Source organism: Streptomyces sp. NPDC001868, from assembly GCF_040297125.1.
GTDB lineage: Bacteria > Actinomycetota > Actinomycetes > Streptomycetales > Streptomycetaceae > Streptomyces.
This window is the reverse complement of record NZ_JBEOYO010000002.1, coordinates 380,686-404,823: the sequence shown is the minus strand read 5'-3', so window position 1 is coordinate 404,823 and position 24,138 is coordinate 380,686. Positions and strand designations below refer to the sequence as shown.

At 72.4% G+C, this 24,138-nt stretch carries 21 protein-coding genes; 6 read left to right on the top strand and 15 right to left on the bottom strand.

Annotated elements, in window-relative coordinates; all coding sequences use genetic code 11:
- Positions 1-101 precede the first annotated feature (101 nt).
- The 3 genes from ABT147_RS04190 to ABT147_RS04180 form a co-directional block, all read right to left on the bottom strand.
- Positions 102-509, bottom strand: coding sequence for an SSI family serine proteinase inhibitor (locus ABT147_RS04190; protein WP_351402583.1), 408 nt, complete (start codon positions 507-509; stop codon positions 102-104).
- A complete protein-coding gene (locus ABT147_RS04185; protein ID WP_351402715.1) occupies positions 506-1,870 on the bottom strand; it encodes a M14 family zinc carboxypeptidase in 1,365 nt (454 codons plus the stop codon). Before ABT147_RS04185 ends, ABT147_RS04190 begins: the two co-directional genes overlap by 4 nt.
- 152 nt (positions 1,871-2,022) lie before the next feature.
- A complete protein-coding gene (locus ABT147_RS04180) occupies positions 2,023-2,574 on the bottom strand; it encodes an FHA domain-containing protein (RefSeq protein WP_152172358.1) in 552 nt (183 codons plus the stop codon).
- Between the two features lie 265 nt (positions 2,575-2,839).
- Here ABT147_RS04180 and treZ point away from each other — a divergent pair, with 265 nt between their 5' ends.
- Entirely contained in the window at positions 2,840-4,585 is a 1,746-nt protein-coding gene (treZ, locus tag ABT147_RS04175) for a malto-oligosyltrehalose trehalohydrolase (protein ID WP_351402581.1), read from the top strand.
- Between the two features lie 174 nt (positions 4,586-4,759).
- Here treZ and ABT147_RS04170 read toward each other — a convergent pair whose 3' ends face one another.
- The 5 genes from ABT147_RS04170 to ABT147_RS04150 form a co-directional block, all read right to left on the bottom strand.
- Positions 4,760-5,683: an aminoglycoside phosphotransferase family protein gene (locus tag ABT147_RS04170; RefSeq protein WP_351402579.1), complete on the bottom strand. Its 924-nt coding sequence runs from the start codon at positions 5,681-5,683 to the stop codon at positions 4,760-4,762.
- A gap of 115 nt (positions 5,684-5,798) precedes the next feature.
- Positions 5,799-6,959, bottom strand: coding sequence for a M24 family metallopeptidase (locus ABT147_RS04165; protein WP_351402577.1), 1,161 nt, complete (start codon positions 6,957-6,959; stop codon positions 5,799-5,801).
- 113 nt (positions 6,960-7,072) lie between these two features.
- Entirely contained in the window at positions 7,073-7,693 is a 621-nt protein-coding gene (locus tag ABT147_RS04160) for a LysE family translocator (protein ID WP_351402575.1), read from the bottom strand.
- Positions 7,694-7,761: 68 nt separating this feature from the next.
- The gene (locus ABT147_RS04155; protein WP_351402573.1) at positions 7,762-8,430 is read right to left on the bottom strand and encodes a PDZ domain-containing protein; all 669 of its coding nucleotides are present in this window, start codon (positions 8,428-8,430) and stop codon (positions 7,762-7,764) included.
- A gap of 100 nt (positions 8,431-8,530) precedes the next feature.
- The gene (locus ABT147_RS04150) at positions 8,531-9,403 is read right to left on the bottom strand and encodes a LysR family transcriptional regulator (RefSeq protein ID WP_351402571.1); all 873 of its coding nucleotides are present in this window, start codon (positions 9,401-9,403) and stop codon (positions 8,531-8,533) included.
- A gap of 107 nt (positions 9,404-9,510) precedes the next feature.
- Here ABT147_RS04150 and ABT147_RS04145 point away from each other — a divergent pair, with 107 nt between their 5' ends.
- On the top strand, positions 9,511-10,275 hold the full coding sequence (locus tag ABT147_RS04145; RefSeq protein WP_351402569.1) for a CTP synthase C-terminal region-related (seleno)protein: 765 nt from the start codon (positions 9,511-9,513) through the stop codon (positions 10,273-10,275).
- Here the strand turns inward: ABT147_RS04145 and cyc2 are convergent.
- The 4 genes from cyc2 to ABT147_RS04125 form a co-directional block, all read right to left on the bottom strand.
- A complete protein-coding gene (gene cyc2, locus ABT147_RS04140; protein ID WP_351402567.1) occupies positions 10,263-12,470 on the bottom strand; it encodes a germacradienol/geosmin synthase Cyc2 in 2,208 nt (735 codons plus the stop codon). The two genes, ABT147_RS04145 and cyc2, sit on opposite strands and share 13 nt — an antisense overlap.
- Positions 12,471-12,764: 294 nt before the next feature.
- Positions 12,765-13,958: a damage-control phosphatase ARMT1 family protein gene (locus ABT147_RS04135; RefSeq protein WP_351402565.1), complete on the bottom strand. Its 1,194-nt coding sequence runs from the start codon at positions 13,956-13,958 to the stop codon at positions 12,765-12,767.
- Entirely contained in the window at positions 13,951-14,628 is a 678-nt protein-coding gene (locus ABT147_RS04130) for a hypothetical protein (protein WP_351402563.1), read from the bottom strand. Before ABT147_RS04130 ends, ABT147_RS04135 begins: the two co-directional genes overlap by 8 nt.
- Positions 14,629-14,766: 138 nt before the next feature.
- Positions 14,767-16,587, bottom strand: coding sequence for a S8 family peptidase (locus ABT147_RS04125; protein ID WP_351402561.1), 1,821 nt, complete (start codon positions 16,585-16,587; stop codon positions 14,767-14,769).
- Positions 16,588-16,989: 402 nt separating this feature from the next.
- On the opposite strand from ABT147_RS04125, the gene ABT147_RS04120 reads away from it, so the two are divergent.
- The gene (locus tag ABT147_RS04120; protein WP_351402559.1) at positions 16,990-18,081 is read left to right on the top strand and encodes a lytic polysaccharide monooxygenase auxiliary activity family 9 protein; all 1,092 of its coding nucleotides are present in this window, start codon (positions 16,990-16,992) and stop codon (positions 18,079-18,081) included.
- Positions 18,082-18,148: 67 nt separating this feature from the next.
- On the opposite strand, the gene ABT147_RS04115 is transcribed toward ABT147_RS04120, so the two are convergent.
- Positions 18,149-18,802 carry a Tat pathway signal sequence domain protein gene (locus tag ABT147_RS04115; protein ID WP_351402557.1) on the bottom strand — a complete coding sequence of 218 codons (654 nt, stop codon included), beginning with the start codon at positions 18,800-18,802 and terminating at the stop codon, positions 18,149-18,151.
- Positions 18,803-19,545: 743 nt separating this feature from the next.
- Here ABT147_RS04115 and ABT147_RS04110 point away from each other — a divergent pair.
- Both ABT147_RS04110 and ABT147_RS04105 read left to right on the top strand, forming a co-directional pair.
- Positions 19,546-20,208 carry a DUF6230 family protein gene (locus ABT147_RS04110; RefSeq protein ID WP_351402555.1) on the top strand — a complete coding sequence of 221 codons (663 nt, stop codon included), beginning with the start codon at positions 19,546-19,548 and terminating at the stop codon, positions 20,206-20,208.
- Positions 20,205-20,600, top strand: coding sequence for a DUF6114 domain-containing protein (locus ABT147_RS04105; protein ID WP_351402553.1), 396 nt, complete (start codon positions 20,205-20,207; stop codon positions 20,598-20,600). The genes ABT147_RS04110 and ABT147_RS04105 overlap by 4 nt, the downstream gene beginning before the upstream one ends.
- An 80-nt stretch (positions 20,601-20,680) precedes the next feature.
- Here the strand turns inward: ABT147_RS04105 and ABT147_RS04100 are convergent, their stop codons facing one another.
- Positions 20,681-21,070 (bottom strand): hypothetical protein, encoded by a 390-nt coding sequence (locus ABT147_RS04100; protein WP_351402551.1) that lies wholly within the window; start codon positions 21,068-21,070, stop codon positions 20,681-20,683.
- Positions 21,071-21,268: 198 nt separating this feature from the next.
- Between ABT147_RS04100 and ABT147_RS04095 the strand changes: the two genes are divergently transcribed.
- Positions 21,269-22,534 carry a cytochrome P450 family protein gene (locus ABT147_RS04095; RefSeq protein ID WP_351402549.1) on the top strand — a complete coding sequence of 422 codons (1,266 nt, stop codon included), beginning with the start codon at positions 21,269-21,271 and terminating at the stop codon, positions 22,532-22,534.
- A 262-nt stretch (positions 22,535-22,796) separates the two neighbouring features.
- Here the strand turns inward: ABT147_RS04095 and ABT147_RS04090 are convergent, their stop codons facing one another.
- Positions 22,797-24,095 carry a cytochrome P450 gene (locus tag ABT147_RS04090; protein WP_351402714.1) on the bottom strand — a complete coding sequence of 433 codons (1,299 nt, stop codon included), beginning with the start codon at positions 24,093-24,095 and terminating at the stop codon, positions 22,797-22,799.
- Positions 24,096-24,138 lie beyond the last annotated feature (43 nt).

Here is a 24,138-nt window from a genome sequence, read left to right as displayed (position 1 = left end):
TGGGTTGTCGGGCGAGTGCTGCGCCGTCCGTGGCTTGTCGCGCCCACGCGGCGGAGCGGCACATCGACACAGCCCCGCGCCCCTGAAAGCGGGGGTGACCGTCAGTCTGACAGGGCGAAGACCGAGCCTGTTCTGGCTGCCATCACGCACGCGTTCGCGAACGTCTGCTCGTAGGCGATCGTTCTGCCGTTCCACTGGCCTTCCGCCGTGGCGCGGACGGGGGCGTAGATCTCGGTGCAGATGGCGTTTCTGTGGGGGATGCGGGTGATGTCGCCGTCGGTCTGGCGGAGTTCCGCGCAGGCCTCGGTGGCGCGGCCGTGGCCCTGGGGCGGGTCGCAGAGGAGCAGGGTGCCTCGGGTGTCGGAGGAGCGGGCGTCGCCGCGGGTGAGGGAGACGTAGAGCCAGTCGCCCTGGACTGCGGCGGGGCGGGCCGGGGCCGAGGCGCCGACGGTGAGGAGTGCGAGGGCGGCGAGCAGACCGCCGCGTACCGCGTGGGTGGGGTTCGTCATTCCCGGTGCATCGGCACGGCGGGCTCGGAACTCCATCCCGGCTCACCCGAACGGGAGTCGCGCGGGCGCCCGGCCGCCAGTTCGAACGCGGCGAGGACGACGCGGGTCTGGTACTCCGTCTGGCGGGCCACGGGGATCCAGCGCGCCCCGTAGCCGTCGTGGTAGTCGGCGCACCACTCGTCGATGAGCCGGTCCAGCTCGGGCAGCGCGTCGGCCGGGTCGCGTCCGGCGCGGGTCACCAGCTGGTGCAGCAGTCCGGCGGTGCGCAGGGCGACCCGGCGGCCGGAGAGGGCGAGGGTGGTGAGCCGGGCGGTGTCGAGCGGGGGCAGCGGCCGGGCGGCGCCGTCGTGGACGTCGGGGTCCCAGGAGTCGGCGAGGCCCGGCCCGACCAGTAAATAGTCGTCGACCGGGGCGAGGAGCCGGGCGGCGTCCGGGCCGCCGCTCACCCAGGGGCGGACGCGGGCGAGGATGCCCTCCAGCAGGCGGGTGTCGCGGCGCAGGGCGCGGCTGACGCGGCGCAGTACGGCGTCGGCGTCGGGCGACGGGGAGGCGTCCTCGACGGCGGCCACCCCCCACATGGGGGCCTCGACGACGGCGGTGAACGTGCCGTAGCGGTGCGGGTGGTACCAGGTGGACTCGACGGCGGCCTCGGTGATGGCGGCGGCCAGGTCGCCCCGGCGCGGGGGTGGGATGCGGTAGACGGCGGGGCCGAGGCGGGGCCAGTACAGGGTGTCGTACGGGCTCAGCTCGCGCGGGATGCCGAGGCGGGCGGCGGCGCACGCGACGCGCCGGTCCAGGCCCGGCAGTTCGCGGGTCAGCTCGACGAAACCGCCGCCGACGTCGACGCCGTGCAGCGAGCACTGGAAGAAGGGCCGCAGTTCGTCCTGGAGGTCGAGCAGGGCGCGGGTCTCCGGCAGGACGGCCCCGGCGGCGCCGTCGGGCAGCCACTCGGGCTGCTCCAGGAAACCGGGGCGGAAGAAGTGCCGGAAGTGGTGGCCGAGGGTGTACGGGCCGGACAGCCAGCCCTCGTTGCGGCGGGAGCCGTCGGGGTCGAGGCTCAGCAGCAGGTTCCAGGTGGTGTCGGCGCCGTCGGTCAACCGGGGGTCCGTCAGGGCCCGTTCGGCGAGCCGGAGGACGGTGGCGCCGCCGACGGGTTCGTTGGCGTGCGGGCCGGCGACGATCAGGGCCTGGCGGCTGCCCCGTCCGACGGACAGCAGCCACATCGGTGTGCCCGCCCGTGAGGTGCCCACGCGGCGCAGTCGGGCGCGGTGCGGATGTCGGGCGGCGAGGGCCGCGGCGCGGGCGGACGACTCGTCCACGGTCGGATAGCGGAGGAGTGGCGGCAGGGCACACACCTCCACGAATGTGGTGCCGTCGTTCACCTGGTGTGCATGGTGTAAGCACAGTCAGTCATGGCCGAGAACCCACGTCAACACCCTGGAACGGAAGGGGAGTTGACAAACTCGCTGCGTAAATCCCAGGCCAGAGCTTTGTCGTGGGGTGGGTCGGAAGGTCATTCCGAGGAGAGACGGAAGTTCATCCGGCCGAAACTCACCTGATCGCCGTCGCGGACGACGGCCGCGCCGATCACCCGACGGCCGTTGACGGTGGTGCCGTTGGTGGAGCCGAGGTCGCGCAGGATCCACAGGCCGCCCTGCCGGCTCAGCTCGGCGTGCACCCGGGAGACCGTCTCGTGACTCAGCCTGAGGCCGCTGCCGGGGTCCCGGCCGATGCGCAGGGCGTGGCCGCTCGCCGGGTGCGGCAGCTGGAGCTTGGGGAGCCGCTCGGCCTGCCAGGCCCTGCGCAGCTTCACACCGAAGCCGGAGACCGCGCCGACGGTGCCGAGCACCAGCCGGGACCAGCGCTTCTCGGCGGGCAGGTCGGCGGTGAGCGCGGCGAGTTCGTCGGAGCGGCGGGCGGTGAGCGCCAGCTCCATCCGCCGGATGAACGTGTCGTGGGACAGGCGGCCCAGTGCGACGCCGTCACGGAGCGCCCTCAGCGCGCGGTCGCGCTCGGCGTCCGACAGCCGCGCGGGGTATGTGTGGAACTCGAAGGACGACGTCACGCGTGTGATTGTCGGTCAGGGGGACCTGAGGTGTCCAGACAAGCAGTAAACGGTGACGATCCGCGGACATGCCTGACCGGCGGTGCGGCGGGTGGTGCGGCGGGCTGTGCGACGCGCGGGTCAAAAGCGGCGATCCGAGCGCGCGGCGATCTCGTTTGCCGCACGATGGACTTCGAGCGGTTCCGGGGGTGTGCGCGTACGTCCCCGGGACGGCCGACCCCTGACTACCCAGGACCACGACCGGCAGCCGAGGGAGAACCGTTCCGTGCAGTTCGAGGTGTGGGCACCGCAGGCCGGACGTTCGACGCTGCACAGCGCGGGCGCCGTGCACGCCATGGAGCGCGATCCGGAGCGGCCGGGCTGGTGGACCGTCGAGGCGGAGGCCTCGGACGGCACCCGCTACGGATTCGCCGTCGACGACGGCCCGGTGCGGCCCGATCCGCGCTCGCGCCGGCAGCCGGACGGCCCGGACGGGCTGAGCGCGGTCGTCGACCACGGGCGGTACGCGTGGCGCGCCGAGTGGTCCGGGCGCGGACTGCCCGGCGCGGTGCTGTACGAGCTGCACGTGGGCACGTACACGCCCGAGGGCACCCTGGACGCGGCGGCCGCGCGCCTCGCCCATCTCACCCAACTGGGCGTCACACACGTACAGTTGATGCCGCTGTGCCCGTTCCCGGGGACGCACGGCTGGGGCTACGAGGGTGTCTCCCTGTGGGCCGTGCACGAGCCGTACGGCGGCCCCGAGGCGCTCAAGCGGTTCGTGGACGCGGCGCACGAGCTGGGCCTCGGGGTCGTGCTCGACGTCGTGCACAACCATCTGGGCCCCTCCGGCAACTACCTGCCCGTCTTCGGGCCGTACTTCACCGAGCGGCACCACACGCCCTGGGGCGCGGCGGTCAACCTGGACGCGCCCGGCTCGGACGAGGTGCGGGCGTACTTCCTGGGCAGCGCGCTGGCCTGGCTGCGCGACTACCGCCTCGACGGACTGCGCCTGGACGCGGTGCACGCGCTCAAGGACACCCGCGCGCTGCACTTCCTGGAGGAGCTGTCGACGGCGGTCGACGCGCTCGCCGACGACGTGGGCCGCCCCCTGTTCCTGGTCGCCGAGTCGGACCTGAACGACCCGCGCCTCGTCACCCCGCGCGCGCACGGCGGGCTCGGGGTGCACGCCCAGTGGAACGACGACTTCCACCACACCCTGCACACCACCCTGACCGGTGAGTCGCAGGGCTACTACGAGGACTTCGCGCGGGCCGGCCTGCCGGGTCTGGCGAAGACCCTGACGGGCGGCTACTTCCACGACGGCACGTACTCGTCGTTCCGTGAGCGCCGCCACGGCCGACCCCTGGACCGTACGAGCGTCTCCGCGCACCGACTGCTGGGCTACACCCAGACCCACGACCAGGTCGGCAACCGCGCCCAGGGCGACCGTCTCGCCGCGACCCTCTCCCCCGGGCTGCTCGCCTGCGCGGCGGCGCTGGTCCTCACCGGGCCCTTCACCCCCATGCTCTTCATGGGCGAGGAGTGGGCCGCGTCCACGCCCTGGCAGTTCTTCACCGACCACACCGATCCGGAGCTCGCCGACGCCGTACGGCGGGGGCGGCGGCGGGAGTTCGCGGCCCACGGGTGGGCCGAGGAGGACGTCCCCGACCCGCAGGACCCGGCGACCCGTGACCGGTCCTGCCTCGACTGGTCCGAGCCGGCGCGAGAGCCCCACGGCCGGATGCTGGCCTGGTACCGCACCCTCATCGCGCTCCGCCGCACCCTCCCCGACCTCTCCGATCCCGACCTCTCCGACGTCAAGGTCGCGTTCGACGAGGAGGCGCGGTGGTTCGGCTTCCGGCGCGGCGATGTACGGGTGGCACTGAACCTCGGCGCGTCGCCCGCCGCGATCCCGGTCGGCGTACCGCACGCGCGGGTCCTGGCGTCCTGGGACCCGGTCTCCGCGCCGGGGGCGGACGGGGTGCTGACGCTGGGCGGGGAGTCGTGCGTGGTGCTGACCGTGCCGTGACCGCAGCGGGGGGTGGGAGGCGCTTGCCGGCGCTTACAGGGTGCCGCCTGCGGCGGCCTGGGAGGGGCTCACCCCCTCCAGGGGCGCGGGGAACTGCGCGATCAGCCACATCGCACCCGCACTCGCCCGACAACCCTCAGCCCCGAGCTGTTAGGCGCCCCTGCCCCCACCCCGTCAGTCCTCGCCCCGCAAATCCGTCACCCTCTCCAACAGAATCGCCTCCCACGTCCGCCGCAACCGATCCCGAAGCACCGGAAGCGGCACGGCACCCCGCCCCCGCAACCCCTCCGCGAGAGCGACGACCGTGTCGCAGCGGGCCAGCCAGAGCCCGCGCAGACACGGCCGGGCGCCATAACCCGCGAGGGTCGCGGCCCGCACCGCGGCCGGTGAACCGACGGCCGTGGCGAGGCCGGCGATGTCCTCGGCGGGATCACCCACGACCGCGTCGGCCCAGCCGAGAACCCCCCGCACCCGACCGTCCGCGCTCAGCACGAGGTGGTCACCGGTCAGCCCGTGATGGACCAGCACCGCACCCGGCGCCGTCAGCTGCGCGGCACTCGCCGACGTCAGCTGCCCGAGCCGCGCCGCGTCGAACTCGTCGCCCTCGGCGAGCACCCGCGCCGCCCGCCCCGCCGCCGTACGCAGCGTCTCCAGCGAGCGCGGGGCGACGCGCGGCACCCCGAGCGGCTCGGCCTGCCGCAGCGGCACCTCGCGCAGCCCCGTCAGGAGCGCCGCCAGATCGGCCTCGCCCACGGCGGACACGTCGTGGTCCTCCGCCGTACCGCCGGGCAGCCTCGTGTCGAGCGTGTAGGTGAGCCCCCCGGACCACTCGCCGTGCGCGACGCTCACCGGGACGGCCACGCCGATGTGCGGGCGGACCAGGTCCCGCAGCCGCAGCTCGCGGCGTTGCGGCCCGACGGCGTGCCGGTCGGTCGCGAGGCGCAGCACATGGCGGGTGCCGACCCACCAGGTGCGGTGCGTGTCGTCCCCGGCGACGGGCCGCACCTCGGGTCCGCCGCCCCGGCCCTCCCCGTTCTTCAGCAGGGAACGGACCAGCCGGCGGACGCTGTCCGCGCTGGGTGTCGGTGCCTGGGTCATGGTCGCGCCGTCGTCCGGGGTTCAGGGAAGCGGGGGTACGAAGCCGATCACTCGGTCGCTTGCTGACGTGGTCACTCGGCCACTCGGCCACTCGGTCGTTTGTTCACTCGGCTGTTCACTCGACCGTCGCCATCTCTCGCGGGGTGTTGTTGAGGCGCCGGCCGCCGGTCTCCGTCACGGTCACGATGTCCTCGATCCGTACGCCGAAACGGCCCGGCAGATAGACGCCGGGTTCGACCGAGAAGCACATACCGGGCACGAGGGGCCGCTCCTCCCCCTCGATCATGTACGGGGGTTCGTGGGTGGTGACGCCGATGCCGTGCCCGGTGCGGTGGATGAAGCGGTCGCCGTACCCGGCCTCGGTGATGACGGCGCGGGCGGCCCGGTCGACGTCCTGGCAGGCCGCGCCCGGCCGTACCGCGCGGAACCCCGCCTCCTGCGCGGCCCGTACGACGTCGTGCACCTCGCGCTCCTCGGCGGCCGGTTCGCCGACGTGGACCGTGCGGGAGGTGTCGGAGCCGTAGCCGTCCTTGAGGCCGCCGAAGTCGAGGACGACCATGTCGCCGTCGCGGATGACGCGGTCGCCGGCCTCGTGGTGCGGGTTGGCGCCGTTCGGGCCCGACGCGACGATCGTGAAGTCGACCTGGGAGTGCCCGAACCGGCGCAGCAGCCCGGCGAGATCGGCGGCGACCTCGGCCTCGCGGCGCCCCGCGAAGGGGACCCGCCGGATCTCCTCGTACGCCCGGTCGGCCGCCGCGCCCGCCGCCGCCATCCGTTCCAGTTCGGCCGCGTCCTTCACCGCCCGCAGCATCGGCAGGGTCTCGGTGAGCGCCACGTACGACGTTCCGGGCAGCCGCCGCTGGAGGCCGAGCAGGTGCAGCGCCCAGGTGTTGTCGCTGACGCCGAAGCGCCCGCGCGGGCCGAGGAGGGAGACGGCCGCCTCGTAGGGGTCCTTGCCGTCGGTCCAGTCGCGGAGCGCGAGCGCGGGCCCGCCGGGTGCCTCGGCGGCGTCCGGGGCCTCCAGTGCGGGCACCACCAGCACCGGGTCCTCGCCGTCCCGCAGCACCAGCAGGGTCAGCCGTTCGGTCTCCGGCGGCCGGTGCCCGGTCAGCCACACCAGGTCCGGGCCGGGGGCGACCAGCAGTCCGTCGAGCCCTTCGTCCGCGGCGGCCCGCGCCGCGCGCCTCATCCGGGCCCGGTAGTCGTCGGCGGTGAAGGGCGTGGGCGGGGCCTCGGTCGGGGCGGGCGCGGGCCCGTCGCTGGGCGTGCCGGTCATCCATGCCTCCGTCTGCTCGGGGCTGCCTGGGTCTACGGGCAGCATCCTGCCCCTCCGTCGCGGCCCACGCGAGCCGATTGCCGCGTGGCGTCGACCCTCGTACGGCTCCGGCGTCAGCTCTCCAGGGCGAGCCTGGCGCCGAGGAGCAGCAGTACGCCGCCGGAGACCTGCTCCAGGCGCCGCCGCACCCCCGCGCGCGACAGCACGGCCTTCATCCGGCCGACGAACCAGACGTAGAGGCCGTAGTAGCCGATCTCGTAGACCGCCCAGAGCGCGGCGAGCCCGACCATGGTGGGCAGGTGGGGCGCGCCCTCGGGCACGAACTGCGGCAGGAACGACATCGCGAAGATCGCCGCCTTGGGGTTGGCGAGATTGAGCAGCAACCCGCCCCGGTACGACGCCCAGCCGCTCTTCGCGTCCGCCTCCCCCACGCTCTCCTGCTGTCCCTTCGCGCGGCGCGCCTGCCACAGGGTCTGTACGCCGAAGACGACGAGGACGATCGCGCCGACGATCCGCATGACGTCGTACGCCACCTCGGAGGCGGCCAGCAGCGCGGTCAGGCCGAACGCGGCGACGACGCCCCAGACGAAGACCCCGGTCTCGTTGCCGAGCACGGTCAGAAAGCCGGAACGCCTGCTGCGCAGGGACTCCTTGATGATCAGCACCGTGCTGGGGCCGGGCGAGGCGGCGATCAGGGTGCAGGCGCCGAGGAAGGCGAGAAGGGTGCTCAGCATCCCGCCATCGTGCCCGTCGGGCGATGGGGCGGGCCAGTGCGTTTCGCGGGGCTTCCCGAGCGGGCTCCTCAGGTGACGACTCCGGGGACGGCGACCAGGTACTGGCGGGTGCCGTTCGCGTGGCGTACGACGAGTCTCAGCGCCACTCCGGGGCGCGCGGCTGCGATCGCACGCGCGAGGTGGGCCGCCGATCCGGTGCGGGTCCCGCCCAGGGCGAGGACGACATCGCCGCGGACCAGGCCGGCGTGGTAGCCGGGGCCGGGGACATGGACACCGACGACGAGCGCGCCGCCGCCCGCCGTGTCGCCGGTGGTACCTCTGTCGGTGTTTCCTGCCGTACTTCCGGCGGTGCTTCCGGCCGTGCTTCCGGCCGTGTTTCCGGGAGCGTCGACGACCTCGACGCCGAGGGTGGGGCGTGCGAGAGCCGGGCCGCTCGCACGCGGGGGCGCGGGGGAGACGCTCGACCGCGCCGGCCCGGGGGCGGATTCCGGGGCCCGCGCCGACTCCCTCAGCTCCGCGAGTCTGCTCATGCCGATCACCGTGGCGCCCAGCGTGCCGAGTCCGACGCCCGACAGGACGAGGACCACGCAGGTGACCAGGGCGAAGAGCAGGGTGATCAGTCGTTGCCGGGCGCGGCGGGGCGCGGCGTGCGGGCGCCGGGCGGGGCCCGACGGGCGGCCACCGCCGGACTCCTGGCCGCCCGGCATGGGTTTGGGTCGCAACGCGGTCTGTTCCATGGTTCGCCTCCGGCAGGAGGCGTAGGGGGCGCCTCCGGCAGGAGAGCTACCCGGCGCACTCCGGCGTGACAAGCCACGAAAGAGTGAGACTGACACCCCGTCACCTCGTGTGCGCCCCTGTCAGCTCCCGTACCAGGGCCGCGGCCGCTCCCCCGGGTGTGCCGCCGTACACGATCTCCGTGCGGTGCACGAGGCACGGTTCGACCAGGGGGACGGCGACCGCGCCGGGGACGTCGGCGGCGAGGCCTCGGGGCAGGACGGTCAGGCCGTGTCCGGCGGCGGCGAGGGTGGTGAGCGTGCGCAGGTCGGTGCCCTCGTAGCGGAGGGCGGTACGGACGCGGCCGGTGCCGCTCGCGGTGCGGAGCCGGTCCAGCGGGAGGCCCGCGCCGGGGGCGTCGAGCCAGCGGGCGTCGACCAGGTCGGTGAGGCGCAGCCCGGGGCGGCGGGCCAGGGGGTGGCCGGCGGGGAGCAGCACGCAGACGGGTTCCTCGCCGGCGCCCCGGGTGGTCAGCGGTGCCACGTCGGGCAGCCGGAGGGGGTCGCTGGGGGCGGCGAGTCCGTCGACCAGGCCGAGGTCGGCGGCGCCCGTGGCGACGGCCGCCGGGATGTCGTCGCGGGCCAGGGTCCGCAGGGTCACGCCGGCGGCGGGCAGCGCGGCGATCGGACGGGGGCCGAGTGCCGTCGGGGTCGCCGCGAGCGTCAGGCCGTGCTCGGGGGCGGCCGCCATCCGTACGACGTCGGCGCGGGCCGCGTCCAGGCGCAGCAGCAGGGGTCCGGCGTGTTCGAGGAGCCGGGCGCCGGCGGCGGTGGGCGCGACCGGGCGGCGGGTCAGCAGCGGGGCGCCGAGGTCCTGTTCCAGCGCGGCGATGTGCTGGGACACCGCGGACTGGGTGTAGCCCAGCTCGCGCGCGGCCTCGGAGAAGGAGGCGAGCCGGGCCACGGTGACGTACGTACGCAGCAGATGCGGATCCATGGCGGACAGGATCGCGCACACGCTCCTCGGTGACATCAGCGACGCTTATCGAGGGTGCAGAAATCATCGTTGGACGTGAAGTCGGGGGCGCGCCCAGGATGGCGGGCATGACGAACGACACGGCTCAGCCCCTCTCTTCCGCCCCCGCCCGCTCCGCCCGGATCGCCCTCGTCGGCGACCGCTCCCCCGACGTCGTCTCCCACAGCCGGATCCCGCTGCTCCTCGACGCCCTCGCCCGGCGGGACCGGCTCGTCCTCGACGCCTACTGGATCCCCTCCGAGGACGCCCTCGCCGACCCGGGGGCCGTGCGGGGCTTCGACGCCGTGTGGGTGGTGCCGGGCAGCCCGTACCGCAGCGAGGCCGGTGTCCTCTCCGCGATCCGGACCGCGCGCGAGGAGGGCATCCCGTTCCTGGGGACGTGCGGCGGCTTCCAGCACGCCCTGCTGGAGTACGCCCGTGAGGTGTGCGGGCTCACCCGGGTCGCGCACGCCGAGAACGACCCCGACGCCGAGGACTTCCTGGTCGAGCCGCTGGCCTGTTCCCTGGTCGGGCACGAGGCGACGGTCGTCGTCGAGGCCGGGTCGCTCGCGCAGTCCGTGATGAACGCCGAGCGGTCGGTCGAGCGGTACTTCTGCGCGTACGGCCCGACCCGGCACCTCGACACCCTGCGCGCGCACGGTCTGCGGTTCTCCGGGCACGACGAGGACGGGCACGTCCGGATCGCCGAACTGCCCGGCCATCCCTTCTTCCTGGCGACGCTCTTCCAGCCGGAGCTGGCCGGCGACGGCAGCCGTCCGCACCCGGTCGTACGGGCCTTCGCCCGGGCCGCGGTCGAGCACGCGGCCCGGGCGGCGGTGGGTCAGCCGGCGTGAACCGGCGCGAACGACCGCACCGGCGGGCGGTCCGGGACGAAGCCATGGGCCCGGCGGGCCAGGAACTCGGGCTTGTAACGGTCCACCCGCTGGTGCCAGTTGAGAATGCCGGACAGCCAGTTCTGAAGGTCCGTCACATAGCCGCCCATGATGGTGCGCGCCTCCTGCGACAGCTCGAAGTCGTCGTAGACGACCGGGAGTTCATGGGCGACGACATGCTCGAACTGCCGCATCCGCTGCGTCATCAGGTCATGGATCACACCGAGCGCGGTCGGGTAGTCGCAGCCGAAGAAGTTCTGCACGACGAGGATCGCGTTGTGGACCTCGCCCTCGTACTCGATCTCCTTCTGGTACGAGAACACGTCGTTGATGAGGCAGGCGTAGTCGATCGCCGCGTTCTCCAGTGAGCGGACGGGGCCGCTGCGGTAGACCTCGTCCGGGATCTGCGGGCCATGACCCATCCGGCACATGCTCAGGGTCATGTCGGAGCCGAACGTGGCGCGCCGCATCTCCAGGTAGTCGACCGGGTCGGGGACGCGGTTCTGGATCTGGTTGAACACCTCCCACACCCAGCTCTCCGTCATCTTGTCGACGGACGCCTTCAGGCCGCGCCGCTCGTCGGGGGTCATGCCCGACGTCGTCCGCGTCCAGAGGTCGATGAGGCCCCGTTCCATGCCGTTGACCGGAACCGGGACCTGCTCGCCGTCGACGGGCATGCAGGTGGAGAGCCGGGCCGTGGTCAAGCGGGCGGCGGCGAGGTCGCGGCGGTGGCCGAAGACGAGGGGGTAGTAGTCGTCGCCGTAGGTGCCCCAGGCCAACCACGCGGAACTCAGGTCGAGTTGGTCTGGGGTCGCGTCCGGGTCGAGGCCGGCCGAGCAGAGCGGGAGGTCGGCGGCGGCGAGCCGTTCCTCGTCCCAGACGCCCTCGCCGAGCATGCCCATCTCGTGCATCCAGGCGGTGAGGCGGGGGCGGGCGGCGTCCAGGTGCGGGCAGAGCTCCACCTTGAACGGCATGTAGAAGTCGGGCAGTCGCGAGGGCCCGACCTTCTGGTACGGCACATGCGTGTGGGCGCGCAGCCTTTCCGCCGCGGCGGTCGCGAACAGTGCCCCGAGGTCGGCGGCCGAGGTGCCGAACCCGGGCCGGGCGGCCAGGGCGGCGCCCGTGAGGACCGCGCCGCCGAGGTCGAGCGGGCCGCGTGCGGAGGCGGCGCCCTCGTTCATGTAGCGGCTGGACCGCATGTGCCACTCATGGCCGCCGGACTGCCAGTCCTGAAGCCCCTTCGTGTACGCCGCGACGGCGGCGACCTCGTCCGGGGCGAGGCCCTTCTCCAGGGCCAGCCCGGGGACTTCGGTGAGCGCGGTGTTCTCGAACTGGTGCAGCCGGGAGGTGAGGATGTCGTTGACCGTCTCGGCGGCCTGCTGGGTGCCGCAGCCGAAGAAGGTCTCCAGGACGAGCACGCCGTTGCTGTTCTCGCCCTCGTCCTCGACCTCCCGCTGGTACGAGAACAGGTCATTGCGGAGGTGGACGGCGTCGGAGAACGTCTCCATCAGGACGCGCAGGGGCCTCGACTCCGCGACGGACGCGGGGACTTCGGCGGTCGCGTACTCGACGAGACCGGCCGACCAGGGTGCGCCGCCGACCTTCCGGCGCATCTCGATGTACTCCACCGGGTTGGCGATCCGGCCCTCGTTGATGTTGGACAGCTCCCACATCGACTCGTTGAGCAGATGCTCGGTGGCCACGGCGAAGCGGCGCCGCCAGTCCATCGACATCGCCGGCACCGTACGCGCCCAGAGGTCGGCGAGGCCCGCCTCCACCGGGTTCCTCGGCTCCGGTACGGGGGTCGCGAGGTCCAGGGGCATGAAGAGCGGGAGCCGGTCGAGGTGGGCCTTGCCGCCGGGGCGGTCCTGGGAGCGTTTGAAGAGTTCCAGGAAGTGGTCGTCGAAGAAGAACACCCACACGTACCAGTCGGTGATGAGCGAGAGTGCCGGGCCGTCGCAATCGGGGTGGGTGTACGCGCACAACAGACCGTAGTCGTGCGCGTCCAGGTCCGCCTGGTCCCATACGCCGGAGCCCTCCAGCATGCCCATCTCCCGCGCCCACTCGGAGGAATGGGTGCGGGCCTCTTCCAGGTGGGGGTTCAGGCGTGCGGGATACGGCATGTAGAAGTGCGGGAGTTCGAACGGCTGCGTCATGGCCGGGCCCTACCCGTGCCCTCCGACGAACATCCGGCCAAGGACACATGATCACACCATCGCGTGAATCCGGGCAGTTTCTTTCGCCCCCGCCGCCCTTACCCGCCCCATCCCCGGGGCTCCGCCCCGGACCCCGCTCCTCAAACGCCGGAGGGGCTGAATCGTGCCGCCGGGGCTGATCTTTCAGCCCGTCCGGCGTTTGAGGACGAGGCCGTTCAGGCCGAAGCGGGGGTCTGGGGGCGGCAGCCCCCAGGGATGGGACGGGTAGGGGCGGCGGGGCGAGGAAACCCTGGCTCAGACCCTGACCTGGATCAGCGCTCGCGTGCCGCTCGTGCGCCAGGTCTGGCCCTCGGCTGTCACGAGGGCCGTCTCCGTTGCGGGGGTCAGGCCCGTGATGACGTCGGACTTGAGGGTGCGGAGGGCGGCGACGGGGCCGGGGAAGTAGGAGGTGACCTCGGGGAAGGGGGTAGTGGGGGGCCAGAGGTGGTCGCCCACCAGGCGGCGGTAGTTGAGGTCGCCCTTCATCAGGGTCAGGTCGGCCGCGGCGAAGTCCTCGCGCAGGTCGTGCGGCATGTCGGCGTAGGGCAGGGGGGCGCAGGAGAAGGGGTGGGCGCGGAGGACCAGGCGGCCTTCGGTGAGGGCGGCGTGGAGGCGGGTTCCGGCGTCGGTCTTCGCAGAGACCAGGTGGCGTACGGCGTCGAGGGTGTCGGCGGTGGTGGCGTCCGAGACGAAGTACGGGTACGGCTTCAGGTGCAGGACGGCGCGGTCGAAGTGGCCGTGGGTGAGGAGGTGGTCGACGAGGAGCAGGTCGGGGATCAGTTCGCGGCCCGCGTTGTCGGCGACCAGGCAGAGGGTGCGTTCGGCGGAGGGTTCGGTCTTCTCCGTGAGGAGCGACAGCAGCAACTCGCTCTCGTCCGAGACGAGTTGGGATGACGGCGTGGACGTCTCGGTCTTCTCCTCCGTCTGGATGCGGAAGCCCAGGTCCGCCCGGTTGCCCCAGAGGGAGCCGTGGAGGAGGGCCTTGAGCTGGTCGGGGAGGGGTTGCTCCGACAGGGGGCCCAGGGCGGTGAGTTCGGCGGCTGCCTCGGGGGTGTCCAGTTCGGCCAGCTTGAAGGGGCGGAACGGGTCGACTCCCTGCCAGGGGTCGGGGTCGAAGTAGCCGACGGCGCGCAGGAGTTGGCGGTAGAAGCAGCTCTCGGCGGCGAGGAAGGGGAGGGAGAACCAGGAGCGGCCGGCGTAGCGGCGTACGTTCCAGGTGTCCCACCAGTCGTCGTCGGCCGGTGGGGCGAGAACGCCCTCGGTGGCGTTCCGCAGCAACTCGTCCAGCGCGCGGCGCTGTTCGGGGCCGTAGGGCGTGGCGTCCTGGACCTTGCGGATGAGGGCCGGATGGCGTTCGGCGAGGACGCTGTGCGGGAACGAGGCCGGGTCGTCGCTGCGGATCACGGGGGCGGGAGCGGGCACGGGGGCGGGAGCGGGTGCTTCAGGCATGGCCGTGGGGTCCTCCGGGGGCGGCGGGTGTGCGGGGCGGGAGTTCCAGCTGCCGCAGCTTCTCGTCGAGTTGCTCGGTGAAGCCGGCCTCGGTCCACACGTACTTCCTGAACTGGTCCGTCGTCAGCGGGCCCGGCCAGGGGCTGCCGGTGGGGTAGAACACGGACTCGCAGGAGGCGCAGTAGTGGGCGGGGGTCCAGAGGGCTTCGGCACGGGGCCTGCCCGCCTTGACGGTGGCGCGTTCGCGGGACTCGCCGCGGATCACCCAGAACGTGCCGACGAAGAGGAGGACGGCGAGGACCGCGCCGCCGACCGTGAAGAGGAGGTTGTCGTCCTGGACGCCGTGCTGGGCGAGGCCCGCGCAGACGCCGGTCAGGACCATGCCTTCCAGGAAGTGCAGGACGCTGTCGAACGCCGAGTCCGCGCCCGGGGACTTCGCGAGTCGGTCGGACAGGCCGGAGCCCGGGGAGTCGGGATCGGCGCAGGCATCGGGGACCGTGCGCACGGCTGGGCCCGAGGCCCCACAGCCGGGGCACACCACCCCGCCCGCCGCTCGGGCGGCGAACCCATCGCCGGCCGTCGCTCCCGCAGCCCCCTCGGCGGGTTCCTCGGTCCGTCCCCCGACCCGCCCCTCGGCCGGTCCGGGTTCCTCGAACTTGTCTGTCGGCATGCGCCCTACGCTAACGCCCCCCGCACATGCGCCGGCGGCCGACCGATGCCCGCTCGCATCGGTCGGCCGCCGGCAGTGGGGGGTGGCGGTCCTTCGGTGCCCGGCCGGTCAGCCGGGGTCAGGCCCCTGGGGTGGGGCTCAGAAGGTGAGCTTCCAGTTGTTCAGGCGGCCGGTGTCCGCGGCCGCGACGTCCTGGACCCGGAGCTTCCAGGTGCCGTTGGCGACCTCGCTGGACGCGTTCACCGAGTAGGTGGTGACGAGGTTGTCCGCGGAGTCCGAGCTGGAGGCCTTGAGCGGGTAGGTCGAACCGTCGGGGGCCACCAGGGTCACGACCAGGTCACCCCGGTAGGTGTGGGTGATGTCCACGCCGACCTGGAGGGTCGAGGGCGCGTTGCCCGTGAGGCCGGTGACGGAGATCGAGGACTCGATCGCCGCGCCGTTGTCCGGGATGGAGGCGGCCGTGGTGTTGGTGAAGGTGGTGCCCCCCGTGGAGCCCCCGCCGGAGCCGCCGGTCACCGCCTGCACCGTCTTGGCCGCGTCGGCCAGGCCGGCGCCGCAGCCGCCCGAGCAGGCGCCGGGCAGAGCACGCGAGTTGGTCTTGATCGCGGACTCGATCTGGGCCGGGGTCAGCGCGGAGCTCGCCGACTTCAGCAGCGCGGCGAGGCCCGCGATGTGCGGGGCGGCCATGCTGGTGCCCTGGTAGTAGTCGTACGACTCGCTGCCGGGGGTGGAGGCGCCTGCGTTCAGCGTGGACAGGATGCCGCCGGTCTCGACGGTGCGGGTCTCGCCGCCGGGGGCCGCGATGTCGACGACCGAGCCGAAGTTCGAGTAGTACGAGCGAGCGCCGGCGCGGTTGGTGGCCGCCACCGAGATCACGTTGTTGCAGCTGGCCGGCGAGTAGTTGGCCGCGTTGGCGTTGCTGTTGCCCGCCGCGACGACGACCGTGGTGCCGCGGTTCACGGCGGCGTTGATCGCGCTCTGGGTCGCGGTGGTGCAGGCGCCGCCACCGCCGAGGCTCATGTTGATGACCTTGGCGACGTTGGTGTTGGCGGGCACGCCGGAGACGCTGCCGCCGGACGCCCAGGTGATGGCGTCGATGATGTCGGAGTCGTAGCCGCCGCACTTGCCGAGGACCCGCAGCGGGGAGACCTTGGCGCCGTAGGCGATACCGGCGACACCCTTGTTGTTGTTGGTGACGGCGGCGATGGTGCCGGCGACGTGGGTGCCGTGCCAGGAAGAGGTGCTGGCCGGGTCGCCCGCGGCGCACTCGTTGGCCGCGGTCCAGTCGCCCGGGTCGGCCGGGTTGCTGTCACGGCCGTTGCCGTCGTTGGCGACGGTGGTGTCGGCGATGAAGTCGTAGCCGCCGACGATGTTCGCGGCGAGGTCCGAGTGGGCGACGTAACCGGTGTCGATGACGGCGACCGTCACACCGGTGCCGGTGACCTTGTCCCAGGCGCCCGGCAGGTTCATGCCGGCGGTGGACTCGTAGAGGTCCCACTGCTTGGTGTACTCGGTGTCGTTCGGGGTGGCCTGCGCCTTGTTCAGGCGGTCCGGGGCGACATAGGCGACCTGCGGGTCGGCCTGGTACTGGGCGATGACGTCGGCGACGTCCGCCTTGGAGAGGTCCTCGCCCAGGTCGACGAGGGCCGCGCCGCTGCCGAGCCGGCGCTGGAAGTCGAGGCTCTCGCCGGCCTCCTTGCCCTTGGCCGCTGCGTCGGCGTCGGCGGCCTTGTTCGAGGTGGCCTCGGCGGCGCCGGACTTGTAGCCGACGATCAGGCGCTCCGCGACGGCGCCGGGCGCGGCCTCGGTGGCACCGGCGACGGCGGGCGCGGCGTCGGCCTTGGCGGACGGGGCCTGGGCCACGGCGACCGAGGAGGTCATGCCGGCCACGAGGGCGACGGAGACCGCGGCGACGGATATGAGCTTCCGTCCGGCGGTACGGGAGGTGGAGGTACGCAAGGGCTTCGCCTTTCGTGGCCTGCTCATGTCAGGGGAGGAGCGGCAGTGAAACGCTTCTTCATCGAAGCGGCGGGGGGTCCAGAAAGGGTTGGCGCGAAGACCGGCCAGGCGCGAGCCGCGCCACCAGGGGTTACCTATGGTTCGGCTGTGCGACGACATTAGGCAAAGCCCAGGTCATGGGGATACGGGGAAAACCCTCGACCCCCTGGGAACTCCCCTATGCCGCCCGGCAGTCGGGGCCGGATGTGCCGCTTCGCCGGGTTTGCCGACCCTTTGCCGCCGTGCCGCGCATGGCTGGATCCGACCGGTCGAACAGGGCCGTGGTATTGAACGCGGCGCCTGCGGGTCCCGTACGACACGGTGGACCGCCAGCCCTCGACCTTCATGGATCGGACGTACCGGATGTACCGCTTGTCCGCCCACCGCACCAACGGCTGCCGTACGAATGGCTGCCGTACGAATGGCTGCGGTACGCATGACTGCCGTACCGACGGCTCCCGGGCCGACCGCCGCCGTGCCGCCGGCCGCAGCTTCACCGGCCGCCGCCCCGTGGTCGTGACCGCGGCCGCCACCGTCGTGGCCCCGCTGCTCCTCTCCGCGGGTGCCGTCTCCCCGGCCTGGGCGCACGGCGCGCCGACGGATCCGGTGAGCCGGGTCTCGGCGTGCTCGCCCGAGGGCGGCAGCCAGGGGTCGGCGGCCTGCAGGGCCGCTGTCGCGGCGAACGGCGCGCCCTTCACCGCGTGGGACAACATGCGGATCGCCGGGGTGAACGGGCGGGACCGGGAGGTCGTCCCGGACGGGCAGTTGTGCAGCGGAGGGCTCGCGCCCTACAAGGGGCTCGACCTGGCCCGCGCCGACTGGCCCTCGACCCGCCTCTCCCCCGGCACCACGCTGGACCTGACGTACCGGTCGACAATCCCGCACACCGGGACCTTCAAGCTGTTCCTGACGAAACCGGGGTACGACCCCACGAAGCCGCTGAAGTGGTCCGATCTGCCCGAGCGGCCGTTCGCCTCGATCACGGACCCGCCGCTGCGGAACGGCTCGTACCGGTTCTCGGCGAAGCTGCCTGCGGACCGGTCCGGGCACCATGTGCTCTACACGATCTGGCAGAACACGAGCACGGTCGACACCTACTACTCGTGCTCGGACGTCGTGTTCCCGAAGGACAAGAAGGTCAACTCCGGCGCGGACGGCGGGAGTTCGACTCCGACCCCCACCGGGAGCGAGGAGACCGAGGCCGAGAAGCCGGCCGCGGAGAAGTCCGAGCCCACGACCGCGGCTCCGACGGAGTCCACGCAGGCGCCGCCCGCGGACACCGGCGCCGACGGTGACGCGCGGGCCGCCGACGCCGGCAGTCCCGTCGCCTCCACGACCGACGAGAGCGGCGTCTCCGTGCCGCTGGTGGCGGGCGGCGCCACGGCGTTGGTGCTCGTCGTGGCCGCCGCCCTGTTCCTCCGCGGACGGGGACGCCGCTCCCGTATCGACGACTGACCGTGCGACGGTCAGTGCCTGGTGTCGGTTACCGACCGCCGGACCGGTAACCGACCAGCGCCGTCGGTCAGTTGGTGTAGACCGTGGCGCCGCCCTGGGTGGTGTCCGTGACGGGCGCGTACTTCGCCGTGAAGTAGCCGGTGGCGAAGCACAGGGACGAGCCCGAGGTCTTCGTGAAGGGCTGTGCGGTGAAGTTGATGCTGTTGTCGTCGTTGCTGGACGTGCCGGTGATGCTGGCCGCCTGATAGACGCAGTTGATGGTGCCCAGCAGGGTGCGCAGCACGACCGTGGTCTGGAGGACCGAGCCCGACGACGGGCTGACCGTGACGACGCCGTCCGAGGTCACGGCGGTGGTGTAGGGCAGGTTGTTGACGGTGACGCTGTTGACGCCGAGCACGCCGAGGACGTTGCTGGTGCAGCTGCCGAAGGTGTGGCCGTCGACCCGCTCGGTGGCCGTGCCGGGCGCGGCCGGGTTGTCGGTGACCGTGGCGGTGAAGGTCGACTCGGCGCAGGAGACGCCGCTGGTGCCCGTCGCGCTGGAGTAGAACTTGCCGGTCGTGCCGGACGCCAGCGACGCGCTGAGCACGTCGCCGACCGCGACCGCGTCACCGGCGAGGCCGCCGGTGGTGAGCACGGTGTCGGCGGCGGAGGCGGGGCTGACGGCCGACACCATCAGGGCGGCGGTGCCGGCGGCGAGGGCAAGGAGGGATCGCGTACGCATGGGGGTGCCTCTTCTCATGAGGTGAGGGCCGCGTGTGACGACCCTCGGAAGGTGCGGGTGACAGCCCCCGCGAAGCGCGGGCTGGGTGATGGCGCGCGAGTGGACACCGTTCGCGCGGGGGAACGCGGCAGGGCCGCACGGCGCCGTTGGTCGCTGCCGATCCGTGACACGCCTTCTCCGTACGTGACGGATCGACAGCGACAGCCGGGGACGGGACACGGCCCAGTGGAGGGGAAGGCGACCGTGCCCGGCACCGCGGCGAGGGGTGGTGCTGCGTCGGGCCGCGCAGCGTGTTCGGGTGGTGCCACCCACCCCCCGTCTGCGACGGGGTGTTCGGGACGGTGGCAATGCGCTGCGCGTCGGATCCGGCGCCACGGATCCGTGGGGGAAACCCGGGAGAGTTGTAGACCTGGGAAAGAGCCAACGTCAAGGCATTGAAAGGAAGTTGATGATCCGCGACAAGACGGGGGACGGGCGGGAACGGGGGCCCTCGGCGGTAAAACCAAAGGTGAGCGATGTTCACCTTTCACAGGGGCGGCACAACCAACATCCTTTTCCCACAAGCGCCTTGACCCTTGAAAGTAACCACCGGTAACTTCGCGAATGGCTACTGCGGCGTAGCAAGTAAGCCCTTGCACCACGGGAGGTGCTCCCAGGGGTGCGCCGCAACCGCTGTCCGCGCCAGGACAACGTGCCGTCGAAGCCCCATCTGCAATGACTCTTGGAAGTTCCAGGGAGCACACATGGCCTTGTCCCCGGACGCCGCGGCGTCCAGCAACGAAAGACCCGAGGGTCCCGAAGCGTCAGGACGACGCGGACGGGTCCGTCTGAAGCGCGCCGCCGTGATGGCGGTGCCGGCCGCCGCGATCGCCGCCGGCATGATGATCCTCACCGCGCAGGGCGCTCTGGGTGTCCAGTTCGCCATCTCCGGCATGCCGTTCGTGGTCACCGCCGACAAGCTCGACGGTCAGGGCTTCGCCCAGTTCGGCTCGCTCGACCACATGATCGAGAACAGCCCGAACGAGGGCGACACCGGCGGTCAGGTGCTGGTCGTGACCTCGGTCGTGAAGAACGGCAAGCTGACGAACCTCTGCCAGAGCGTCGACCTCGGCGGCATCCAGCTGGTCCTCACCGCCGGCAACAAGGGCACACCAGTGAGCGTGAAGAACCTGGCGATCGACTCCGACGACATCTCGGGCGACGCCTCGTTCAACAACATCGAGATCGGCCGCGACTCCAGCACGTTCGACAAGGTGGACCAGCAGGGTCCCCCCGGCGTCTACGGCCAGCAGGCCGACTCGGTCGTCATCACCGATCTGTACCAGCACAACTACGCCGCCACCGCGGCCGTCTTCAAGCTCCCCGACCTGCACATGAGCTTCACGAGCGGGGGCTGCCCGAAGTGAGCGGATTCCGGGAATGGAGGGGGCACCGGCCGTTCGCCGGTGGCCTGTTGCTGGTGCTGGGCGGCGCGGAGATCCTGCTGACCATGAAGGCGCCGCTGCCGGTCATCCTGAAGATCGGCATGCAGGGGCTGGCGGGTTACCTCCTGCCCTCGCTGATGGTCCTGTGCGGGTTGCTGATCCTCTTCAACCCCACGCAGCGCCTGTTCTACTCCATCCTCGGGATCATGCTCTCGCTGGGCACCTGGCTCACGTCCAACATCGGCGGGTTCATCGTGGGCCTGCTGCTGGGGGCCGTGGGCAGCGTTCTCGCCTTCGGCTGGCTGCCGGATCAGGAGCCTCGGCCGAAACGCTCCGCTCGGCGGCGGGAGAAGCACGCCGTAGAGCTCGGGTAGTGCGGTTCATCGGCGTGGGCGGGTAGTTCGTGGTTGTTCGCGCAGTTCCCCGCGCCCCTTTTCGGGCGCGGGGGCAGCGGTCACAGGGCGGCCGTGACCCCTGCCGCCGCGAGAGCCACGCGCAGGCGTTCCGTGTCGGTCCAGTAGCTGTCGTGGGAGAGCGGGACGCGCCAGTAGAGGCCCGGGCCCGAGGTGCGGCGCAGGGGCGGGACCGCCACATGGCTGCCGCGGCCGAGGACCTGGACGTCGGGCAGACGCCACGCGGACGCGTCGCCCGGCGGTATCAGCCAGTACATGATGCCGCCGTAGCCGTCCTTGATGACGGCGCCCGTCTCGTCCCCGAGGGACTTGAGAGCGAGGGCGCCGAGAGCGACCGGCACCCGTACGGCGTTCCACCAGCGCCCGGCCGGCACGGTACGGACTTCGGGGCTGTAGGAGCACATCCAGCGTGGGGCCCTGCTGACAGTCATGGCACTCACCGGCATTTCATGGGGGGGTGAGCCCGATCCTAGGAGTCGGTTCGGAGCCCGACTTGCGAGTACGCGCAGGGAAGTTGCCGTCGTACGCAGCACGCGCCACGTAATCTCGCCCGGCGACGCTACCGGGTCGTAGCGTGACCGGGCCTACACGTTGTGCAGTTGGACTGCTTTCGACCGCAGGAGGGCCCGATGGGCAACCCCACCCCCATGCCGATTGACGCGACCGGCCGTGACGTCCACGGTGAGGCCGCACGGATCCGCGAGACGGGCCCGGCGACCCGGATCCTGCTTCCTGGGCCGCCCGATGTCGAGGCCTGGGCCGTCAGCAGCCCCGAACTGCTCAAGCGGCTGCTCACCGATCCCCGGGTCTCGAAGGACGCGCGACAGCACTGGCCGAGGTTCGCCGCCGGGGAGATCACCCCGGAGTGGCCGCTGTTCACCTGGGTCGCCGTGCAGAACATGTTCACCGCGTACGGCGGTGACCACAAACGGCTGCGCACCCTGGTCGCCAAGGCGTTCACCGCGCGCCGTACGAACGCCCTCCGGCCGCGTATCGAGGAGATCACCGAGGGACTGCTCGACCGGGTCGAGGAGGGCCTGAGGCGCGGGGAGGCGGTCGATCTGCGGGAGGAGCTCTGCTATCCGCTGCCGATCCAGGTGATCACCGACCTCTTCGGGCTGCCCGAGGAACGCGGCCTGGTGCTGCGGGAGTTGGTGGACAAGATCTTCGACACGTCCGCCGACCCCGGTGAGATGACCGCCGCGTACGGGCGGTTGCAGGGAGTGCTGGCCGAACTCGTCGCCACCAAGCGGGAGTCGCCCGGCGACGACCTCGCCTCCGGGCTGATCTCCGCCCGCGACGAGGACGACACCCGGCTCAGCGAGCAGGAGCTGATCGACACGCTGGTGCTGATGATCAGCGCCGGGCACGAGACCACCGTCAACCTCCTCGACCAGGCCATCCACGCCCTGCTGACCCACCCCGAGCAGCTCGCCCATGTCCGGGAGGGGCGCGCGAGCTGGGACGACGTGATCGAGGAGACGCTGCGGGTGGAGGCACCGGTGGCGAGCCTGCCGCTGCGCTACGCCGTGGAGGACCTCGACCTCGCCGAGTTCGGCGGCCCCGAAGGCGTGGTGATCGGCAAGGGCGACCCGATCCTGGCCGCGTACGCCGCCGCCGGGCGGGACCCCGAGCGGCACGGGAAGGACGCCGACGTCTTCGACGTCACCCGCGCCGACAAGGAGCACCTGGCCTTCGGTCACGGCGTCCACTACTGCCTGGGCGCCCCGCTCGGCCGGATGGAGGCCCGGATCGCACTCCCGGCCCTCTTCGAGCGGTTCCCGTCACTCGAACTGGGCGCCACGGGCGCGGAGTTGGGCTCGGTGGAGTCATTCATCTCCAACGGCCACCGCCGCCTCCCCGTCCGCGTGACCGGACGGACGACCGAGGTCTGACGATCGGCCGGGCCCGACGGACGGCCGGGGGCCGACGAATGACCAGGGCCGATGAATGACCGGGGGCATGACGGACGACCGGGGCCCGACGATCGGCCGAGGCCCCACGGGCGGCAGGGGCCCACGGACGGCCGAAGCCTGACGGACGGCCGAAGCCCCACGGACAGCGAGGCCCGACGACCAGCCGATGCCCCCGCTTCGGTCGAGGCCCCCCGATCGGTCGAGGCGCCACGATCGATCGGGGTCTGCCTCACCCGCGCGGTTACTCGCCGCGCCACCAGGACAGCAGCCGGGCCCAGCCGCTCCTCGGGCGGGTGGGGTCCGGTGGTGGGGCGGCGGCGGTGCTGCCGTACGGTCCCTGCGGGCGGCGCGTGAGCGCCTGGGCCGTCGCGCCGACCACGGGTGCCTGCGGGAACGTCACCGGCAGCGCGGCGAGCGCCCGGTGGAAGGGGCCCGGGCGCCACTCCAACGCGCCCACGGGCACGGCGAGTTCGACGTCCGGGAGGCGGTCGAGGAGCTTCTCCACGGCCACCGACGCGATCAGCCGGGCCTCGCTCTGCGCGGGGCAGTTGTGCGGGCCCGCGCTCCACGCCAAGTGGGCGCGGTTGCCCGCCCGCTGATCGTTCGTCAGGGCCGGATCGGTGTTGGCGGCGGCCAGCGAGACGACGAGCGGGTCGCCGGCCTTCAGCAGCGCGCCCTCGTACGTCACGTCCCGCTTCGGGTAGTGCACGGCGTAGTTGGCCATCGGCGGGTCGGTCCACAGCACCTCGTCGAGGGCGTCCTCGACGGGGAGGCTGCCGCCGGACAGGTCGCCGGCGAAGCGGTCGTCGGAGAGCAGCAGCCGCAGCCCGTTGGCGATGAGGTTCTGCTGCGGTTCGGTGCCCGCGCCCATCAGGACGACGAGGGTGTGGATCATCTCCTCGTCGGTGAGCCCGGCCGGGTGCAGGGTGAGCCAGGACGTCACGTCAGGCCCGGGCCGCTCGCGCTTCAGGGTGACCAGTTCCAGGAGCGTGGTGGTGAGCAGGGCGTTGGCCCGCTCGGCGTCCACCCCGTCGAAGATGCCGGACATGCCCTCGACCAGCCTCAGCCCCAGCTCGGCCGGGCAGCCGAAGAGGTGGTTGAAGACGAGCAGCGGCAGGACCTGCGCGTACTCGCCGAGGAGGTCCGCCTCGCCGGTGGGGGCGAACCGGTCGATGAGGGTGTCGGCGCTGCGCTCGACATAGCCGCGCAGGGTGTTGGGCTCGACCCGGGCCAGGCTGTCGGTGATGGCGCCGCGCAGCCGCTTGTGCTCCTCGCCGTCGGAGAACAGGGCGTTGGGCCGGTACATCATCATCGGGACGACGGGGCTGTCCGGGGGGACGGTGCCGTCGTTGAGGTCGTTCCAGCGGCGCGGGTCCTTGGCGAACGTCTCCGTGCTCCGCAGTACGTGCAGGGCGGCCTCGTAGGAGGTGACGAGGGTGGCCCGTACGCCGGGGGCGAGTTCGACGGGTGTGGTCGGGCCGGTCGCGCGCGCCCTCCGGTAGAACGCGGCCGGGTCGGCGGCGAACTCCGGCCCGTACATGGGCTGGTGGGCCGGGCAGCCCGGGGGCGGCCCGGACGGCGAT

Bases quoted from the DNA above. Each gene is read 5' to 3' on its own strand.
- ABT147_RS04190 (WP_351402583.1), bottom strand. From the start codon at position 509: ATGACGAACCCCACCCACGCGGTACGCGGCGGTCTGCTCGCCGCCCTC.
- ABT147_RS04170 (WP_351402579.1), bottom strand. From the start codon at position 5,683: ATGACCCAGGCACCGACACCCAGCGCGGACAGCGTCCGCCGGCTGGTC.
- ABT147_RS04165 (WP_351402577.1), bottom strand. From the start codon at position 6,959: ATGACCGGCACGCCCAGCGACGGGCCCGCGCCCGCCCCGACCGAGGCC.
- ABT147_RS04160 (WP_351402575.1), bottom strand. From the start codon at position 7,693: ATGCTGAGCACCCTTCTCGCCTTCCTCGGCGCCTGCACCCTGATCGCC.
- ABT147_RS04155 (WP_351402573.1), bottom strand. From the start codon at position 8,430: ATGGAACAGACCGCGTTGCGACCCAAACCCATGCCGGGCGGCCAGGAG.
- ABT147_RS04150 (WP_351402571.1), bottom strand. From the start codon at position 9,403: ATGGATCCGCATCTGCTGCGTACGTACGTCACCGTGGCCCGGCTCGCC.
- ABT147_RS04145 (WP_351402569.1), top strand. From the start codon at position 9,511: ATGACGAACGACACGGCTCAGCCCCTCTCTTCCGCCCCCGCCCGCTCC.
- cyc2 (WP_351402567.1), bottom strand. From the start codon at position 12,470: ATGACGCAGCCGTTCGAACTCCCGCACTTCTACATGCCGTATCCCGCA.
- ABT147_RS04135 (WP_351402565.1), bottom strand. From the start codon at position 13,958: ATGCCTGAAGCACCCGCTCCCGCCCCCGTGCCCGCTCCCGCCCCCGTG.
- ABT147_RS04130 (WP_351402563.1), bottom strand. From the start codon at position 14,628: ATGCCGACAGACAAGTTCGAGGAACCCGGACCGGCCGAGGGGCGGGTC.
- ABT147_RS04120 (WP_351402559.1), top strand. From the start codon at position 16,990: ATGTACCGCTTGTCCGCCCACCGCACCAACGGCTGCCGTACGAATGGC.
- ABT147_RS04115 (WP_351402557.1), bottom strand. From the start codon at position 18,802: ATGCGTACGCGATCCCTCCTTGCCCTCGCCGCCGGCACCGCCGCCCTG.
- ABT147_RS04110 (WP_351402555.1), top strand. From the start codon at position 19,546: ATGGCCTTGTCCCCGGACGCCGCGGCGTCCAGCAACGAAAGACCCGAG.
- ABT147_RS04100 (WP_351402551.1), bottom strand. From the start codon at position 21,070: ATGACTGTCAGCAGGGCCCCACGCTGGATGTGCTCCTACAGCCCCGAA.
- ABT147_RS04095 (WP_351402549.1), top strand. From the start codon at position 21,269: ATGGGCAACCCCACCCCCATGCCGATTGACGCGACCGGCCGTGACGTC.
- ABT147_RS04090 (WP_351402714.1), bottom strand. From the start codon at position 24,095: ATGTACGGGCCGGAGTTCGCCGCCGACCCGGCCGCGTTCTACCGGAGG.